At 48.7% G+C, this 19,498-nt stretch carries 14 protein-coding genes and 1 tRNA gene; 8 read left to right on the plus strand and 7 right to left on the minus strand.

What is annotated here, in order from left to right; all coding sequences use genetic code 11:
• The first annotated feature begins 53 nt into the window (after positions 1 to 53).
• The 3 genes from Pan54_RS12955 (at position 54) to Pan54_RS12965 (ending at position 3,802) form a co-directional block, all read left to right on the plus strand.
• Positions 54 to 1,214, plus strand: coding sequence for an aminotransferase class V-fold PLP-dependent enzyme (locus Pan54_RS12955; RefSeq protein ID WP_146503880.1), 1,161 nt, complete (start codon positions 54 to 56; stop codon positions 1,212 to 1,214).
• Between the two features lie 160 nt (positions 1,215 to 1,374).
• Positions 1,375 to 2,502 (plus strand): efflux RND transporter periplasmic adaptor subunit, encoded by a 1,128-nt coding sequence (locus Pan54_RS12960; RefSeq protein ID WP_146503881.1) that lies wholly within the window; start codon positions 1,375 to 1,377, stop codon positions 2,500 to 2,502.
• Positions 2,503 to 2,620: 118 nt separating this feature from the next.
• Positions 2,621 to 3,802, plus strand: coding sequence for a CvpA family protein (locus Pan54_RS12965; RefSeq protein ID WP_165441763.1), 1,182 nt, complete (start codon positions 2,621 to 2,623; stop codon positions 3,800 to 3,802).
• A gap of 53 nt (positions 3,803 to 3,855) precedes the next feature.
• On the opposite strand, the gene Pan54_RS12970 is transcribed toward Pan54_RS12965, so the two are convergent.
• From Pan54_RS12970 to Pan54_RS12980, 3 genes are all read right to left on the minus strand, one after another.
• Positions 3,856 to 4,893, minus strand: a complete 1,038-nt coding sequence (locus Pan54_RS12970; protein WP_146503883.1) for an agmatine deiminase family protein — start codon at positions 4,891 to 4,893, stop codon at positions 3,856 to 3,858.
• The gene (locus Pan54_RS12975) at positions 4,886 to 5,779 is read right to left on the minus strand and encodes a carbon-nitrogen hydrolase (protein WP_146503884.1); all 894 of its coding nucleotides are present in this window, start codon (positions 5,777 to 5,779) and stop codon (positions 4,886 to 4,888) included. The genes Pan54_RS12970 and Pan54_RS12975 overlap by 8 nt, the downstream gene beginning before the upstream one ends.
• Before the next feature lie 255 nt (positions 5,780 to 6,034).
• Positions 6,035 to 7,354 (minus strand): sulfatase family protein, encoded by a 1,320-nt coding sequence (locus Pan54_RS12980; protein WP_146503885.1) that lies wholly within the window; start codon positions 7,352 to 7,354, stop codon positions 6,035 to 6,037.
• A 427-nt stretch (positions 7,355 to 7,781) separates the two neighbouring features.
• Here Pan54_RS12980 and Pan54_RS12985 point away from each other — a divergent pair, with 427 nt between their 5' ends.
• Positions 7,782 to 8,633, plus strand: coding sequence for a serine/threonine protein kinase (locus Pan54_RS12985; RefSeq protein ID WP_146503886.1), 852 nt, complete (start codon positions 7,782 to 7,784; stop codon positions 8,631 to 8,633).
• 294 nt (positions 8,634 to 8,927) lie between these two features.
• On the opposite strand, the gene Pan54_RS12990 is transcribed toward Pan54_RS12985, so the two are convergent.
• The gene (locus Pan54_RS12990) at positions 8,928 to 10,235 is read right to left on the minus strand and encodes a tetratricopeptide repeat protein (RefSeq protein ID WP_146503887.1); all 1,308 of its coding nucleotides are present in this window, start codon (positions 10,233 to 10,235) and stop codon (positions 8,928 to 8,930) included.
• Between the two features lie 297 nt (positions 10,236 to 10,532).
• Between Pan54_RS12990 and Pan54_RS12995 the strand changes: the two genes are divergently transcribed.
• Both Pan54_RS12995 and Pan54_RS25875 read left to right on the plus strand, forming a co-directional pair.
• A complete protein-coding gene (locus Pan54_RS12995; RefSeq protein WP_146503888.1) occupies positions 10,533 to 11,795 on the plus strand; it encodes a serine hydroxymethyltransferase in 1,263 nt (420 codons plus the stop codon).
• Between the two features lie 257 nt (positions 11,796 to 12,052).
• On the plus strand, positions 12,053 to 12,214 hold the full coding sequence (locus Pan54_RS25875; RefSeq protein WP_165441764.1) for a hypothetical protein: 162 nt from the start codon (positions 12,053 to 12,055) through the stop codon (positions 12,212 to 12,214).
• 115 nt (positions 12,215 to 12,329) lie between these two features.
• Here Pan54_RS25875 and Pan54_RS13000 read toward each other — a convergent pair whose 3' ends face one another.
• A complete protein-coding gene (locus Pan54_RS13000; protein WP_207310136.1) occupies positions 12,330 to 13,508 on the minus strand; it encodes a S1C family serine protease in 1,179 nt (392 codons plus the stop codon).
• Between the two features lie 66 nt (positions 13,509 to 13,574).
• Complete coding sequence (locus Pan54_RS13005) at positions 13,575 to 14,378, minus strand: hypothetical protein (RefSeq protein WP_146503889.1); 804 nt, start codon at positions 14,376 to 14,378, stop codon at positions 13,575 to 13,577.
• A 375-nt stretch (positions 14,379 to 14,753) separates the two neighbouring features.
• Here Pan54_RS13005 and Pan54_RS13010 point away from each other — a divergent pair.
• Positions 14,754 to 14,827 (plus strand) — tRNA-Cys (locus Pan54_RS13010).
• Positions 14,828 to 14,988: 161 nt separating this feature from the next.
• Here the strand turns inward: Pan54_RS13010 and gyrA are convergent.
• On the minus strand, positions 14,989 to 17,841 hold the full coding sequence (gene gyrA / locus Pan54_RS13015) for a DNA gyrase subunit A (protein ID WP_242631309.1): 2,853 nt from the start codon (positions 17,839 to 17,841) through the stop codon (positions 14,989 to 14,991).
• A 915-nt stretch (positions 17,842 to 18,756) separates the two neighbouring features.
• Between gyrA and Pan54_RS13020 the strand changes: the two genes are divergently transcribed.
• Positions 18,757 to 19,395, plus strand: coding sequence for a response regulator (locus tag Pan54_RS13020; protein ID WP_146503890.1), 639 nt, complete (start codon positions 18,757 to 18,759; stop codon positions 19,393 to 19,395).
• The last annotated feature ends 103 nt before the right edge of the window (positions 19,396 to 19,498 follow it).

A 19,498-nucleotide genomic window follows, 5' to 3' on the forward strand; every position in this document is an offset into this window, starting at 1 on the left:
TAAGATGCTTCAGGTATTAATCACTTAATTCCCTCCTGACGCATCGAATTGTCATGAAATCATCCTGGTCGCTGGATCCTGAAATTACTTATCTGAATCACGGCTCGTTTGGACCGTCACCCAATTGTGTGCAACAGGCTCAACGGGAGTGGATGTCGCAACTGGAATCCAATCCGATGGAATTCCTTGTCCGGCAGCGGGAACGCTTGCTCGATGAAATGCTGGCAAAACTTGGTCAGTTCATCGGCTCTCCCGCGAACTGCCTCATTCCCGTTGAAAATGCGACTTTCGGCATGAACATCGTCGCGAACTCGGTCCCTTTGCAGGCCGGGGACGAAGTTCTGCTCACCAATCATGAATACGGAGCCGTTGAACGGATCTGGCAAAAGAAAGCCGCCTCTGTGGGAGCAAAGATCGTCATCGCCACGCTACCCATTCCATTTCAGGATGCCGATGAAATTGTCGAGGCTGTGTTTCGCAGTGTCACTCCTCAAACCAGACTGCTTGTCATCAGCCATGTCACCTCTCCGACAGCACTGGTATTACCGGTCGAAAAGATCTGCCAGCGGGCCCGCGAACAAAAATTAACAGTCTGTATCGATGGCTCACATGCCATTGCGATGCGGCCGTTAAATCTGAAAACTCTCAACTGCGATTTCTACACCGCGAGCTGTCATAAGTGGCTATGTGCTCCCTTTGGAACGGGGTTTCTGTACGTTGCTCCCCAATGGCAGCAAAACATCTCGACGGTCAATACCAGCTGGGGTGGCACAATGTATGGACGAGAAAAAAGCTGGCAGAATGAATTTCTGTGGGTCGGAACGAGCGATCCATCTCGCTTTCTGGCAATTTCAAACGCCATCGATTTCCTGGAAGACTATGGCCTGGAACGCTTTCGCGAAGAAACTTATCATATGGCCTCTCAGACCTATGACCTGTTCTCCAAACAATTTCGGACAGAGCCTTACTCGACTCGGCAACAGGACTGGTTCGGTTCCATGGTGACTATTCCACTGCCGGAAAGCGTCCCGGTTCCGGCTAAATGGACGGGGCGACCTCATCCTCTTCAGGAACGACTGGCACAAAAACACAGGATTGAAGTTCCGATCGTCAAATGGAGCAGCCGCATGCACATCCGGATTTCCAGCCACCTTTATAATGATTTTTCTGAACTTGAACGGCTCTCTCACGCTCTCAAAGCAGAGATCCTCTGAAAACTTGATTACTGCGATATTCGATTATTCATTGAATCTTCATCTCCAGCCTTAACATTTAATCGCCATGAGTTCACATTCTGTCTCAACCTCATTAAATTAATCTGAAGACTTGAATAGTCTGCAATATTGCTCACTGAGATTCATCTGGAGAACAAAAATGCGTTCATACGCCTATCCTGTTATGATTTATGGAATTGTTTTGACCAGCTGCCTGTTGATGCCAGTCAACTCCTGCACTGCTCAACCTGCTGCCGACCCGAGTTTGCCTTCCGGTACACAACTTGTGATCAAGAGGGATGCAATTCATTTGATTTCTCCGGACCAGTTCCGTGTGCCGATCAGTCTCAAGCCAACTCGTCAGCTGGATGTGCGGTCTCTGGTCGAAGGCATTGTGCAGAATGTCCGCGTCAAAACAGGAGCGAAAGTCAGTGCTCAGGAAGAAGTCCTGCGAATTGAATCTGCCAAGGCGACCAAGCTGTTGGAAAGAGCCAAAGCAAACGTGAAAGCTGCGACCCTGCGTCGCGATCTGGCAAAAACCCAGGTTGGTGAAGGAAAACAACCACAGGCCGCTCTCGACTTGGCAGAAGCCGAACTCGATGTCGCAGAAGTCGATCTCGATTTGGCTCAGCTGAATTTTGATAACACTTCTGTCAGAGCACCCTTTCAGGGGGAAATCCTGCAGGTGAATGCTGTTCAAGGTGCCTTTGTCAATGAAGGGGATTTGCTGATGTCCCTGCGCGATTCTTCGGAACTTTCTGTCCGAATCCCCGTAAATCGCAATGACGTCAAAGCTGGTGACCAGATGGAAGTCACCCTCGACAATGGCTCGGTCAGTGGAACTGTTCAGACGATTTTGCCTCTCACTGAAGAGTGGCAGGCACTGCGTCAACTCGTCGACACGGCTGCCATTGCCGTAGTCGTGATCGATAATAAATCAGGCAAATATCATGATGGACAAACCGCTTATTCCAATATCGTTCCACGCCAGCCCGTAATCGAACTGGCAAACACTTCATTGAACAACTCAGAAACAGGAACTCGAATTGTTCAGGTTATTCGTGACCATGTCGTTCGCGATATTGAAGTGGAACTTCTCGGACCAGTCGGTGAAGGTCGTTCGTATGTGACCGGCCCTCTACAGGATCGGGATGAGCTGATTACGGAAAGTTCTCAATCGCTGGTCGATGGGACTGTAGTTATTCCCGCGAATCCTGCAAAACCTGACTCTACCCCTCAAAAACCAGGGAATACTCCAGCAACTCCAGGCAATTCCCCAGCTTTCTAAGCGGACTCATTTATAAGACCAGTGTGGTGATAATTCGTCTTTTCCTCATCCGTACAGGGCGATATACTGCCACCAACTCTTTATCTATGGGCTGAGTTTTTAAGCAAGGATGCTGCCGATGTGGTACGACGTTGTCTGCCTCGTGATTCTCGCGCTGTCTGTGTGGCGCGGGTTGGTCAAAGGATTTGTCTGGCAACTGGCGACAATTGCCGGGCTGGTTATCTGTTTCGTATTTGCGGAAACAGTCTCGCTCGCTATCGCGCCGATGACGGGTCTCCAAGAACCATTGAGCCGCTGGGTTTCGATTCTTGGCCTCTATATTGTTGGCTCGTTTGTTGCCTTTGCAATTGCCCGAACCATAAAAGGTGGGCTTGAAAAAGCAAAATTCGATGATTACGACCGCCATCTGGGAGCGATTTTCGGAGCCATTAAAGGGGCCATCATCTGTCTGGTCGTTTCGTTCTTCATGTTTACAATGACAGAGAACACACGAGAAACCGTCATACACTCTAATGCGGGTTATGCTTCGGCTGTGCTGTTTGAGCAGATTTATCCCGTCCTCCCAGGTGAGCTAGAAGCATTGTTAGAGCCCTATATGGATGGTTTTGATAAAGATTCCATCGCAAAACACAAGCACGATCATCCTGTTGGAAATGGTTATCTCGGCAGTGATACTCACGATCACGAAGAAGATCATGACGATCACGATGGACACGACCACGGAGATTCTTCCGTCACACCTTTGCCAAATCCTTTTGGCAACAATAACAATTCGACTCCAAGCCCAACCATTCAGCAAATGGTCCAGCAAATCCCCGGCCTCTTCGGAGAAGATCTGCAACAGATCGTCTACAAGTCGATTGAAAATACAAGCCCGGAAGATCGAGCCGATCTCATCAAGGAACTCAGCACGGGGATGCCGGGGCTGATCCGTCAGGTCGCCGACCAGTGGAAAAACGGCCGTCCTCCAGAAGTTAAAGCCAATACTGAGACCGACTGGAAACAACACCGGGCAACGCTGCTCAAAGAAATTGCCGGCGTCTATTCCGACCATCTCGATGCCCAGCAGTCGATTATGGAAGAAGTCGTCTACGCCTTGCAGGGCGTTCCGGATTCCGTCACCGTCGCTGTTCTGGAAGACTGGCATGCCGATCTATTGAAAAATTCACCAGATCCCGATCCAACAACCGATCTCTACACACGCCTCGATCAACGCGTCTTCAATCAGCTCAACAAAGCCCGCATCTCGCTGGGCTCATTGCCATCAGATTTGCAGAATCGACTGAGTAATCTTCGGTAGGCACAATCATTTCGAACGTGCCACGGCTCACAGAGCCGTGGCACCGTAAAAAACTACATCCCCTGCTGCATACTCGCACAGTGAAATGCTCCCAGTCCCCAGACGAGATCGCTCGCATCGATGCCGATTATTTCTCGATCGGGAAATTGTTCCTGCAATATGGATTTGGCCTGTTCATCCTGCTTACAGCGGAAGGTCGGCACGATCACAAAGCCATTTCCGACATAAAAGTTGGCATAAGAGGCGGGAAGTTGATGGTCTTCATACATCACCGGTTCTGGAAGTGGTAAGCGAATGATATTGAACGGCTGATTGTGCAGATCGCGAAAGCTCTTGAACTGTTTGTGCATGCTTTGCAATAACGGAAAACCAGGATCGCCTTCACAATCCGTCCAGCTGGCCACGATATTCGTTGCTGAAGTAAATCGGGCGAGTTGATCGATGTGGGCGTCGGTATCATCCCCAGCCAGAGAGCCATCTTCGACATCAAACAACCAGAGCACCTTGTCGGCCCCACTCACATCGCACAACGCCCGTTCGATTTCCTCTTTTGTCGACTGAGAATTCCGATTTGGATTCAGCAGGCATTGAGAAGTGACCAGCAGAACTCCTGCTCCGTTATTCTCAACACTGCCCCCTTCCATAATCAATCCAGGCGAATAATGATCGAACCCCAAAATCTCGGCGACTTTTCCGGGCACAGCATTGTCACAGTCAAAGGGAGGATACTTGCCGCCCCAGGCATTGTATTCCCAATCGATCATCAAGGGTGGCATCTCTGGTTGAGTTAGAAACCACGGACCATGATCGCGAACCCAGCAATCGTTAGTCGGCACATCGTGCAGAAATACATTTTCTACATGACCGACCAATTCCTTCGCCTGAGTCAGGGCATCGCCACTGGCAAGAATATTGACGGATTCAAACCGCGAGATCTGTCGGGCAAATTCTGCGAAGACTTGCGGAACCGGTTCGAACTTTCCAGGCCAGGACTTTCGATTGTGCGGCCACGACAACCAGGTTGCTGCATGAGATTCCCACTCAGCCGGCCAACGGTAACCCATTTCTTTGGGCGTTAACATTTCAACCATTAGTCGAAGCATCCAGAAAACGCTTGCATAATCCACCGTAGGCATCAATGCGTCGATCCCGCAGGAATGGCCAGTGCGTTCGAGCAGTATTGATGAGCGAAAGATCGCAGTCCACGTGCAGTATTTCTTCTTCTGAGTGGGAGGCTTTTGTCAAAATATTGCCGTAGGGATCGGTCACAAAAGAGCCTCCCCAAAATTCGATCTCCCCTTCTGCACCGACGCGATTGGGAGCAACAACATAGACACCATTGGCGATCGAATGCGAACGCATCATCGTTTGCCAGGCAGCATACTGACTTTCGCCGAACTCCTCTTTTTCACTCGGATGCCAGCCGATAGCCGTTGGGTAGACTAGAATTTCTGCTCCGGTCAGAGCCGTCAAGCGAGCCGCTTCAGGGAACCACTGATCCCAACAGACACACACGCCTATCCGACCGTATCGCGTGTCGAAACTGCGAAACCCCAGATCACCCGGTGTGAAATAAAACTTCTCGTAATAAAGAGGATCATCGGGAATGTGCATTTTCCTATAGAGACCACAGGTCGATCCATCGACGTCATAGACAACAGCCGTATTGTGATATAGGCCATGAGCACGGCGTTCGAACATCGAAATCACTAACACGATTCCCAGTTCACCAGCCAGTTTTCCCATCGATTCGCTAATCGGCCCCGGAATTGGCTCGGCTTCCTCAAAACGGACATGCTCTTCTGTCTGGCAGGGATAAAGTCCGTGAAACAGTTCCTGAAGACAGACGACATTTGAGCCAGCTTGAGCAGCCTGGCGTATTTTATTTTCCGCATGAGCAACATTGGTCGCTTTGTCGGAGACGCAGGACATTTGAATGGCGGCGATGGAAATTGATTTTTTATTTTGATTTATCATTGAGGATAAGGATAGATTTGAATTGTTTTAAAAAAATTCGGAAGTTGAGGAAACAGCGATTCGGAGGGTGGCGGGGGCGCTCCGCATTAGCGGAAGCCCCCGAAAGTTAACGATTCGGGGGCTTCTCTTCGAGAGCGCCCCGCCACCCATTATCGTTTTTTGATAATCAAGTTTTAATAAGAGTTCCAGATCCTTAAATGTTCTGGGTGCTGTGCTTTGCTACGACCCCAGCCCCCAAGTTTATCAAAACTGGCATCAATCGACTGGCCACCAGTTATTGATTTCCTTCGTCAATTTTGACACCAGTTCCGGCTTTGATTCTGCTAGGTTTTTCTTCTCGAACGGATCAGCCGTAATGTGGAACAATTCCACTGGTGCGTCTGGTTCGCGACCTTTGTGCGGCAGGATCAGTTTCCATTCTCCATCAATCACCCAGCGGAAGCGGAGTGATGCGACAGGATCGGTCATGTGCTGAATATCATGTTCCAGGATTTCACCAAAGATTTTGTGTCGCGACTTCACCGCTTCGGCATCCAGCAGATTTATCCCATCCATTTCCGGAGTGATTTCCGACTCAAGCCCCACGGCATGCAAAACGGTCGGTACAAGATCAATCGAACTGGCCAGATCAGTTTCGTTCATCTGCGGCTGCACATGACCTTTCCAGCGAACCATGATCGGTGTGCGGGTTCCACCATCGTATTGGGATCGCTTGGAGCGAGGTGCATATCGTGACGCATTTTCTTCTGTAATCCATCCATTATCACAGACATAAAGAAAAATCGTATCCTCGGCCAACCCTTTGCCATCAATAAAGTCGATCAACTCGCCACAAGTTTCATCAAACCATTCGCACATCGCCCAATATTTGGCAATCGACAAATGCGGAGTTTTCTCTTTGTACTTATCAAGCAGACGCTGCGGAGGATTGTGTGGTGTGTGAGGCAAAAAAGGAGCGTAATACACGAAAAATGGTTTCTCTTCTTCGATTGCCATATCCACAAACTCTTTGACGGGCTCAAGACCTCCCCGACCAATTTTCAATCCCAGATCCCCATGTCGCCCACCCCGCGTGCGGTCGCCGTGTGTCATGCCGTGAGTGAATCCGCCTTTAGAGAAGTGACCTTCCCACCATTTTCCGGATTGATGACTCAAATATCCCTTCTTCTGCAGAATCTCGGCGAGTTTAGGATCATCATCAATTTGCTTCAGATATTCATTGCGGATTTTTAGGTACTCTTTGCTGGCAAATTGTTTCCTTTTAGGAAGGTCTTTCAATTTGGCTGGCGGCGGAGGGTCGTTGCCCACAACACCATGCTGGTGGGGATAAAGCCCAGTAACCATTGTCGCTAATGATGGACGACAGAGACTGTCGGGCACATAGCCCCGGCGAAACGTAATCGATTCAGCAGCCAGTCGATCCAGATGCGGTGTCTGAATCTCGGGGTGTCCCATGAAGCCGTAATCGGTCCAGGCTTGGTCGTCAGAAATAATCAGCACAATATTCGGAGATTTTGCCTCCAAATTTGATGCCGCTAAACAGACAAATAGAATCACAATTGCATATAATCTCATGAGCGCTCAATCCTCTGATCTACCAGTGGTGACTGAAAACTATCGACTCAAGCCGATAGCTTAGAGCCGTGGGTTGCGGACTAATGTCCCATCATCGCCCACATGCTCTGATAAAATTTCGATTCGCCCAGGGATGATTCTGGCATCGGGGGAATCGTTTTCTCCCATAGTTCTCAGGGAAGAATTCGTACTCGATTCGATTTCGCTTCAAGGATGCAATGCGAAGGTTATCCTTTTTTCTGAGTCATTAACCCGCGCCAGCTTTCCAAAGCTGCGTAACCGTCAAGCCTTCGCCAGATCGAATCATCCATTGATTATGTCGGTCGATTGTCGAATGTGTCAAATGGTCGTCCAGAAACTATTGCAGAGAGTTTTCCGTTTCATCCGATAATGAGTGATACCGCTTAAGCAGTCATGAGAGATTCTGATGGGGAGCACTACAATCGCCACATTCAAAAGCCGACAATTACTTGGAAAATATCGCATCGAGCGCAAACTTGCCGATGGTGGTTATGCTTCGGTGTATCAGGCCTTTGATACCATTGAAGGAATTCGCGTCGCCATCAAGGCTCCTCATCCCGGTTTTGTGACCGATGATACGCTCAGCGATTTCCGCCGGGAAGTCCGCATGCTGGCCAAGATGGATCATCCGAATATCCTGTCCATCAAAGATGCCAGCTTTATCGATGATCATTTCGTCATCGTCTATCCACTGGGTGAAAAGACACTTTCAGATCGCCTTCGCAGCCGGATGTCAATTGCGACAATCCTTAATGTGACAACCCAAATGCTCGAAGCAACCGCTTACGCGCATTCTCAGAAAATCATACACTGCGATATCAAACCCGAAAACATGCTGATTTTCCCGAACAATGTTCTCAAACTGACCGACTTCGGAATCGCAAAAATCGCCCAGAAAACAGTCCGCGGAGCCGGGACCGGGACGGTCGGATACATGGCCCCCGAACAGGCAATGGGCAAGCCTTCGTTCCGATCGGATGTCTTTTCACTCGGTTTGATCATCTACCGAATGGTCAGCGGACAATGGCCGGAATACCCGTACGACTGGCCTGGCCCGGGGATTACCAAAGTCCGCAAACGGGTCACCTCAGGCTTTGTCGAATTCCTCGAACGCTCGATTGACCCGCGACCACGCGGACGTTTCCGGGATGCGATCCACATGCAAAACGTTTTCCGACGCGTTCGACTCAGCGTACTGCGTAAGCACAATTTACCAGCCACGACACCCAGAAACGTGCTGACAAATCGCGCTGCGTAGTTGACAGCTATTGTGCTAATTGAGTGGCTGGGGTCGTAGCGCAGCGAAGCCTCCAGATCTTCACCATTGATTTTTGTCGCCTTACCCTCTGAAAGAGGGTTAGAGTGAGAAGCAAACAGTGTGGATTGCAATATGCACGTCGAAGTGATCCCCTCATCCGGCCTTCGGCCACCTTCTCCCCAGAGGAGAAGGAAAGTGAGTTATGTATAAACAATAGGAGCACCGCAAGGGCGTGGTGAATTCGATTTCCACGCCCATCACTTCGTTCTGAGCGTGCCACCCTAATCGATAATTCTACTCCTCAGAAAACTCAATGCCGAATTGTTCGAGACGTTGAAATGCGAGTTCCGCCCACGGGCCACGTTCATCGTATTCGAGATATTTCTGCCACTCGTTAATGGCCCCGGCTGAGTCCTGCATTTGATACAGTGTTTCTGCCTTCTGGAGGTGGGCCTCCGCATAAGCCGGATGAATGGCAATTGCCTCATCAAAGGCTTCGATCGCCTGATTGAATTTCCGCAATTCGGTATAAAGACAACCGATTTGCGTCCACGATTCCAGATATTCGGGATCATGTTCAATTGCGGAGAGATATCTCTCCAAGGCGGCTTCAGGTTTTCCTAAACGATAAAGCGCATCGGCCAGATAAAAATGCGCCTCAGCATCGTTGGGACGTATTCGCAGGGCTTTACGGAAACAACGAATTGCCCCCGAGGTGTCTGACACTTCTGCCCGACGACACCCTTCAACCATCCAGTCTTTTGCGGTTTTGGAATCGGGATCCGGTGAAACGAATTTCAGAAGATGCGAGTTCTGAAAACTTTCAACATCGAAAGATTCGGGATCGGACTCAGCCACTTCCTGAGAATCAAAGCTGAATAATCGCTGCCGGGTTTGAGGCTCGAAGTAGCCGTGCTCGTCTTTCATGACCAGTTGACGATGATCTGAAAGCATTTCCAGCTGTTCAAATGCCCGCCCAGGTTCCTGAAGATATTTTTGAACTAACTTCAGGCTGCGACTGAGTTGCTGCTGTGTCGCTCCTGCCTGCATCAATTCGGAAAGGCGGCGGGCAGTTGTTACTTCCTGATAAGAAAAATAAGGCAGTCGAAAGATCTTCTTCTCGGCTCGAATCAGGCCTGCACGTTCCCAGCTGCGAATCACCTGCACAGGGATTTTGAGCAGCTGACTGAGCATTGCCGGGGTGTAGAGACGTTTAACATCGACATTTTCCACAGAAAGCTGCAGCATCTGCAACCAGTCGGATTCGCTCACGACTCGAATGGGAAACCCTTCGTGTATCAGAGACTCAGCCTGCTGAAGTTTGACCGAGGGCTTGCCGTCCTCTTCGAGTGGCCAGCCTTCTTCACCGACGATCAGCAATGTCGTGTGACGAGAAATATGGTGGACAGGCTGCCCACCATGTTCGGAAATTTGCAAATAGGCCTGTTCATGCGTCATCGAAGCCAGTGTCCCCGTTATCGTGACAATTTCACCCGATAAAACCGGTGTATTGTCGCCAGAGACTTCTTCAGAAGCCTCTACAGGTTTCAGGCCCGATTGATTGAAGTCGGTCATTCGAATTGTGTGTCCGACATCGTCCATGGCAGAATAAAAATCCCTGATAAAAGTTTCTCAACAGCCAGAAATGATAGCGGAGCATCTTTCGACAAATGACTTTCCGCCCGTTGGCATTTCGAGCTTGATCTGAGTATAAATCATTTGAAGTTTGATTTCCTGCCAATTCCGCTAAGATTTCATACAGGGATTGAACTCCCTGACATTGATTCAAAAAAGTCGTAGGTCATTCTGAAAACATAACGTCGAAGGAATGAGTTTAAGCTTGTTCTACGGGTTACACATCAGCCAATACCGATCATTAAACAACCGCTGGAAAAACACATGCTTGATAACGTCGCCAGTCGATTTTCTGCTCTTCAACAGCAGGATGCCGAGATTTTTCAGTCCCTCGAACAAGAAATGGGACGTCAAAAAGAAGGTCTGGAACTGATTGCTTCCGAGAACTACACCTCGGCTGCGATTCAGGAAATCGTCGGCAGTGTCCTGACGAATAAATATGCCGAAGGATATCCCGGCCGCCGTTATTACGGAGGCTGTGAATTTGTCGATGATGCCGAAACATTGGCTATCGAACGAGCCAAAAAATTGTTTGGTGCCGAGCATGTGAACGTGCAGCCCCATGCGGGTTCGCAGGCCAATATGGCCGTATTTATGTCCATCCTGAAACCTGGAGATACATTCCTGGCTATGGACCTGGCTCATGGTGGTCACCTGACACACGGGATGCACCTGAATTTCTCCGGTATCCTTTACAATCCCGTGCATTATGGCGTTCGGGAGTCAGATCATCGGATTGATTACGATCAGGTTGCCAAACTGGCCAAAGAGCATAAACCGAAGATGATTATCGCCGGTGCCAGTGCTTATCCACGAGAAATCGATCACGCCAAATTCGCTGAGATCGCACGCGATGTCGGCGCAAAACTTATGGTCGATATGGCTCACTATGCGGGTCTGGTAGCCGGAGGAATTCATAACAGCCCGGTTCCTCATGCCGATTTCGTCACCTCAACTTCGCACAAAACATTACGCGGTCCTCGTTCCGGTTTTGTGATGTGCAAAGAGGAATACGCCAAAGATCTGAATCGTACAGTTTTCCCTGGACTACAGGGAGGCCCCTTGATGCACGTAGTTGCGGCAAAAGCGGTTTGCTTTGGTGAAGCCCTGCAGCCGGATTTCAAGAACTATGCCCAGCAGATCGTCAATAACGCTCAAGCTCTCGCTGATGTGTTAATGGCAGGTGGACTGAAACTCGCTTCCGGCGGAACTGAAAACCATCTGATGCTCGTCGATGTGACGTCCATCGGCACCACGGGCAAAGTGGCAGAAAAGGCTCTGGATCGTGCTGGAATCACAGTGAATAAGAACATGATTCCGTACGATCCCCGCAAGCCACTCGACCCGAGTGGAGTTCGCATCGGCACAGCTGCTCTCACGACGCGCGGCATGACTGAAGACGACATGAAGAAAGTTGGCGGGTGGATTGTCGATGTGCTTAAGCATGTCGATGACGATGATGCAATCGCTGGCATCCACGAACAGGTAAAAGATTTCGCCGTTGAATTTCCAGTTCCGGGAATTTAGACGAAACCACGAATGTAGAGCAGGTCATTGACTGAAAATTGAGCGTTTAAGCCATCAATAGACCACTTAAGTAAACTGCAAGCTGCAGTAGATCGCTGATTTGTAAATTTGACCAACGTTTTGCAATTGTCATGTCAATTGCAGCTTGATAATATCCGCCCTCTTGATTGGCATTACCAATCCACTTCAAGCATGTGCTGAAGACATGGATGTCCTTGTTTCGGCTGTTTGAACTCATTAAATCCAGGAGCATCTCTGTGCTGCATCTCGATTTAGAGGTAGGCAAGTCGATTGAAATCGACGGCTACACGGTTACTGTTCTCGACATCCAGGATGACGAGGTTTTCTTTCAAATCGACGATCCGTCAACTGAAGACCAGGTCGCCCTCATTGGCGATTGTGTCCGACTTCCACGTTGATTTCAGAAATTCTCATCGATTCACAAGCACGAATCGCAATTGAGTGTATTGATAAGTAAATGCACACTCGATTGCGATTCGTGCTTGAAATCGTATTGAATGCTTGCATCGCAAATTACTCGATAAGCCGCAGCTCGACCTTCTTCTGCATTTCTTCACCGTCACGCAGAAAATGAAGCGTGACAGAATCGCCGATTTCTTTTTTATCAAGCGCGGCAAACAAATCAGCTTGAGTTTCAATTGGCGTCTCATCGACAGCGATAATCAAATCGCCAAGAATTAATTCGCCCTCTTCATCATACTTTGTGCCCCGCAAGCCGACCTCCGAGGCTGCACTGTCGGGAGCAACATCGCGAATCAGGACACCTGTTCGCTGCAGTCGCCGACGCACAGTCGCATCATCGAAGATAAACACTCCCAGTCCCGGTCGACTGACTTTTCCATTCTGAATCAACTGCGGCACAATACGATTGAGAATATCTGCTGGAACAGCAAACCCAATTCCTGCGGAAGTCCCTGTTGGACTGAATATTGCAGTATTGACCCCAATTAATCGCCCTGCACTGTCCAATAATGGGCCGCCGGAATTGCCGGGATTAATTGCGGCATCGGTTTGAATCACATCGCGGATCACACGACCATTGATTGCCTGAATTTCCCGGCCCAATCCGCTGATCACTCCTGTCGTTAAAGTTTGATCCAATCCAAATGGACTTCCGATTGCAAACACTTTTTGTCCGACCTGCAATCCAGACGATTGCCCCAATTTGATCGAATGCAAATTGAGACGTCGGGAATCAATCCGCAAAACGGCAATATCGTGTGACGGTTCCCCCCCGACAAGAACGGCATTATGCGTCGTGTTGTCTGAGAGCGTTACTCGAAAGCGGGCAGCATTATGAATGACGTGATAATTCGTAACGATGTAGCCATTATTGTCCCAGATGAACCCAGTCCCCGACCCCAGGGGAGTTTCCTGAATATTGAAATTCGCTTGATTGGCTGCCAGATCAGCCGTCATGATATGCACGACGGCTCGGGAAGCATCATTGAATATTTCAATGGTCGTCTGCTCATCGGCTGCCAGATCGCCACGTGGCGTTATCGGTAAGGACTCTGCATCTGGATTAAACAGGGGCAGCGGATTGGGATAGAACTCCCGTACAATAAAGACAGCCCCACAAACCAGCAGTGCAATCACCAGCCAGCCATTGACCATCGGCCCGGTTTGTGCATCACGTCGTTGTGAAAATTCACCAGATCTGTTACTGGCATCAGAAGAAGTTTCATTCATGACTTTCACTCCTTCTGAATGGGCTGAGGGATTCAGGGTTTAAGCGAAGATACAGAGAGTCCAGATTTAATCTCGGCGTTTGATTACGCGCGCCAGATCATCATACATATCCCATAATTCGTTGATTAAATCTGGAGATAGTGAATTATAGTCCTCTTCAGAGAGTTCTGAAAGCTGTTGCTGACTTCGACGGAGGTTATTAACAACCCGCTTGACGATTCTCTGTGGAGTTTCTGCTTCAGCAACACCACTCGATCTCGATGAGACGGGCTCGGATTGAGAATCATCGCCAGTGTATTCACCACGAGCATCTTTACGGTATGGAGAATAGGGAGTTTGTTCGCCTTCACCTGATGAGGATCGTGATCCGGTTGCTTCAAAAGGGACATCGCTTACCCCTGCACCAGCGAAATCACCTGGTTCGCGAACTGATGCGGGCGCAAAGTCGAGGAGTTGCAAACCAAGAGGGTCTGCATCGGTGGTTAAGTCTTCCCCATGGACCGAACGTCTCCAGGCACGCATCTCGGCAACTGTCGCTTCATTTTCAAGGGCCCAGCTCAGGCACTCCGCTGAATCGTCCCAGTTAATCGCCACATAAAAGTGAGACCATTTCAATGTGGCATATTCTTCGCGGACATCATGGAAAGACTCCCAGACGCGACGACGCTGAAAAATCTGATCAGCCGAGAGACCAATCTGAGCGCCAAAATCACCATCTGTCCGCCCTCGGGCATATTTTTCTGTCCAGCGAGCAGCACATTCACCAATGACCCAGTTGCAGCTCGATAAGGCACCTCGGGCGCGTTCGATCAGTTTTTCTTCTGTTTCAGAACCATCGGAAACACTGGGGTTATTCTCAGCATCTATCATTTTTTATAATTTCATCAGTTGGAATAGGGATTCAGGAAACTTGCACTCGATGGAGGGCATTTTTGAATCTATGTTAATACGGATCGTTTTGATCCTACCCAGATTCGCAGTGTATTTCCAATAACGACTCCCGAGATCAATTTCGGATTTGAACTTCAACCCGAAAAGTCATTTCAGATTGCTTGCTTTACCCAAAATGGCTGTGCTATAACTCGACTACTTGAGTGAAATTTTGAGAAAATACGATTTCAGTTATTCTGCGAGAACCTTTTGAAATGGCTGATGTCAAATCAAATTGTTGCCGATTTAATTGGTACCTCAAAGTGAGGAAAACTAAAAAACCTCAAACTCAAGCAGATCAGGAAACAATACAACGGTGCGGTAGCCAAGTGGCCTAAGGCGATGGATTGCAAATCCATTATTCGCGGGTTCGAATCCCGCTCGCACCTCTTTTTTTTCTCAACACGCACTCATTAAAGCCTCGGATTTTTCCGAGGCTTTTTGCATTACGAATTCCACTCTGAAGTCGTATTGTAAAAAATAAGCAGACCGAGTCACGAACAACTCGGCCTGCTTCAGTAGTCAATTTCCTTCGTTTTGCTTGATCGCATTAAGCCTCAGAATCCTGCTCGGGATTATCAGATTCCGGCTCTGGAACATCTGAACCTCCTGAAACCTCTGGAGTAGTTTCTGTGACAGGTTGCTCCTGAGCGGGATCTGCAACAACCGTATCTTCCGCCCCATCCACCGCAATCAATGCAGGAATTCGAGCCAGAGCCGCCAGTTGATCCCCTTCGGAGAGTCGCATGATGCGAACTCCCTGAGTGTTTCGACCAACCTGGCTGATATCGGCAGCTCTAAGACGCTGGATTTTTCCGCCGGTGCTGATGATCAGGACATCGTCGTCATCATCGACTGCCAGAATGCCAATGACATTGCCGTTTCGGTCTGTCGTACGAATGTCGCGAAGACCTTTGCCGCCACGGCGCTGACGACGATATCGCATACTACTACGCAAATCCGGCTCTTTCGCTTCATCGGAATTATCATCTTCCGATGCTTCCGCTTCCACGGCATCCTCTTCTGGCAATTCGCTGGATTCTCCGTTCCCTTCTGGAGCCTCTTCGCTTTCGCTGCTATCCGCAATCCCAAATGGGGTGCGTTTTCCATACCCGTTTTCACACGCCGTCAAAAGACAAAGGTTTTCCTCTGCCACGACCATGCCAATGATATGATCCCCCTTTGAGAGAGAAATTCCTTTCACACCACGTGTATTTCGGCCCATCGCGCGGGCATCTTCGTGATGAAAACGAATCAGCATCCCTTTTGAAGTCGAGAGGACAACATCGTCGTCAGGAGAAACTTTGACCACTTCGATCAACTGATCATCATCATCGAGCTTGATCGCAATGATGCCCCCCCTCATTGGTCGACTATAAGCAGTCAGTGATGTTTTCTTAACGATTCCTTTTTTGGTGGCCATCATCAGAAATCGTTCGTCATCGAATTCACGAACATCTACACAATTCGCAACATACTCACCCTCTGCCAAAGAAAGCAGATTGACGAGAGCCCGTCCCTTAGCCGTTCTGTTTTGCAGCGGCAAATCGTAGACCTTTTGCCAATAAACCTTCCCGAGATTTGTAAAGAACAAGAGATAGGAATGCGTACTGGCGACAAAGACGTGCTGGATGGGATCCTCGTCATCCTGCTTGGCCCCCGTGATGCCTTTTCCCCCTCGGTTCTGGGCTTTATAGGTCGTTAACTCCGTTCGTTTGATGTAGCCACGCCGAGTCAAAGTCACGACCATCGGGGCTTCGGTGATCAGGGCATCTTTATCGACATCGCCAAGTTCTTCATCGGTAATTTCCGTACGGCGTTTATCGGGATACTTTTTCTGCAACTCGTCCATCTCATCGCGGACAGCCTGACGGATATTGGCTTCGTCCGAGAGCAGATGCAGGCATTCCATAATCTCATCGAGCAGAGTGCTGTGCTCATCCCCCAGCTTTTCCCGTTCGAGATTGGCTAGAGAACCGAGCTGCATCGAAACAATCGCTTCGGCCTGATTCAACGACAGCGAATAATCTTCCTGCACTCCCTGCTCACGAGTGAACTCGGTAAAACCTCGCTCTCCCAGGGCGCGGGCAATCATTTCTCCCGGAACCTTAATATCCCGTAAGCGAAGTTTGGCCTCTGCCCGGGATGGTGATTTGCGGATCGTATCGATCACCTCATCGATATTGAGCTGAGCGATCAACATCCCTTCAACCGTATGCTTGCGCTTGCGAGCTTCAGAGAGCATGAACTCGGTGCGTCGTCGAATAACGGAAACACGATGCCGAATAAATTCGAGCAGCATGTCTTTAACCGACATCAATTTCGGACGGTTACCGACTAAAGCCAGCAGAATGACACTGAATGTCGTCTGCAGCGTCGAATACTTGAGCAATTGAGCCAGCACGACATCCTTGTCCGCATCCCGTTTCAGCACGATATGCAGCCGAACCTGCCAACTTGGAATTTTACGATCGGTCAAATCGACAACGCGTGAAATCCCTTTGACTCGCTCATCTTTGACAAGTGCTTCGAGTTTCTCACGGATGCGATCCCGAGTTTCCATATAAGGAATTTCTGTGACCACGATGACATCAGAATTTTTCTCCGTTTCGAAATGAGTCCGTGCACGCAGTGTGATTGTCGATCGTCCAGTCAAATAGCCCTGACGAATTCCGAATCGGCCGCAAATGACGCCACCGGTTGGAAAATCGGGACCGGGAAGAACTTGAATCAAATCGTCGACACTGCACTCTGGATCATCGATCATCAATTTGACCGCTTCGGAGACCTCATTCAAATTGTGAGGTGGAATACTGGTCGCCATGCCGACCGCAATTCCGTTCGATCCATTCACTAATAAATTGGGAAAACGAGCAGGCAAGACCGTCGGCTCGACTCGTACCTGATCGTATGTCGGAATGAAATCGACCGTATCCCGATTGATATCCGCAAGCATATCAGCCGCCACATTCGACAGCTTAGCTTCCGTATATCGATGTGCAGCAGGCGGCAAGCCCGCCAATGAGCCGAAATTTCCCTGTTTATCGACCAATGTCTCCCGCATCGCCCAGTTTTGAGCCATGCGAACCAGTGTCGAATAGATTGCTGCATCACCGTGGGGATGGTAATTGCCCATCGTTTCCCCAGTGATCTTCGAACATTTCGTTCGACTTGCATTCGGCCCGAGGTTCAAATCGTTCATGGCGACCAGAATGCGGCGTTGAGAAGGCTTCAGACCATCTCGAACATCCGGCAATGCTCGACTGACAATTACGCTCATTGCGTAGGTCAGATAGCTGTTCCGCATTTCATCCTGAATATCGAGCTGGGTAATCCGATCATCACCGGGCGCGGCAAATTTGCCAGTAGGGAGGTTGCCGTCGTCATCATTTCCGTTACTCAAGGGGTGCTCCTGCAGACTCTAAACGCGTTGAAATGGACTCAATCTGGTATACCCTGCGGCATTCACAGTGATCAGAGGCCCTCTCGCGTGAGAACTCCTGACCAACCACACAAAATCGCCATAATCATTTATTAAACAATAAGTTACAGCGAATAAACTTCATTATTCCGGACGAAATCCTCTGTATTAATTCAGAGGGAAATTCCGAAGAAAATTATTAGCGTCAGTTTACCAAAACCAGCCCTGGAGAGCAATTGATCGGCTCCGACTTTCCTGCGCCTATCCTCTACAATGGCAAGCACTTACGAATAATAATGAATTCGGTTTCCGAAAAAGTTATTCCTGGCGGAATCTGCGTGACACTTAAGCTAAAATATGCTTGCCTTCACCCTCGAATGAAAATGAATCAAGAATTAAGATTTTTCCATCCGTTACACCTTTACCGATTCTATTTCGTTTTCTTCTCTCAATATCAATCATTTGCTGTCAGGAACGACCTCAAGTTATTTTTCACCCTATTCTACAGGTATACACACTTAGAATAGAAATCGAATGATGATTGCAATCCAAGACACAGTTGACGTTCTCGAATTCAGCGAAGAGCATCTGCAAATGCTGCTCGACTTAAACAACATGATTGTAACCCCTGATAAGGAAAAGAGTTACAGTTTACACCAAGGTGTACATGTAGGCAAAATCGATCAACACATGCTCATGGAATGACTAAGGTAAATTCCTTCAGTCATTGTGCCGATATCCTTATAAGCACTTAAAGATCCACGACACGCTCAGTTATCGAATCAAGTTTCAGTGTCATCAAGTGGTTTCTCTCTACAGCCACAAGCAATTTGAGAGAAAACGAATTCATTACCAAGTTGCGTGTGCTTAAACACAATAAGTTCTTCGGAGTTTTTTATGCAGGGTCGTTCACGGATACTCGTCATTGAAGACGACCCGATATTTCGCAGCCTTGTGGTTTCGTTTCTCCGCAAAGACTATCTGGTTGCTGTCGCAGCTGATGGCAAAACTGGGTTAGATAAAGCAATTATTCATCGCCCCGATTTAGTCATTATCGACTTTCAGATGCCTGGCTGGGATGGCATCACGACCTTGGTGGAATTCCGCAGACATCCGAATTTTTCATCAACAAAATTCGTCATGCTCACATCCGATGCCTCGAAGGAAACGGTTGTCTCTGCCATTCATGCTGGCACAGATGACTACATCATCAAGACAACATTCAAAAAAGATTTGTTCATCGCCAAGATTCACAAACTTCTTGCACCGGTTGTGGCAAAACCAGTAATTTTGAGTTCCTATCAGCAGAAGACTCAGAATTTGAAATATGCAGAGATCAGTTCGCTACCCAAAAATACCGTGTCAGATTCACACACCATTTCAAAATCTGTTGCAGTCGCATCACGTCCCACCAGAGCAACGAAGTCAGACTCTACAGATCACAATACCGCATTAACTTCAAATTCGAACGCAAAGCCCCAGGCACCGAATGTTGAAGAGATGGAAATTGAGCTCATGATGGACGAATGGGATTAGAGCAATTCCAGCTGCATTTGCTCAAGCAGAACTTGACCTGATAGACGCTTCTTATCGGCCCTCGCCCTTTCAATTCTTAGATTTGGGCCTCAGGTAACGGTAA

This window comes from Rubinisphaera italica (assembly GCF_007859715.1).
Lineage (GTDB): Bacteria > Planctomycetota > Planctomycetia > Planctomycetales > Planctomycetaceae > Rubinisphaera > Rubinisphaera italica.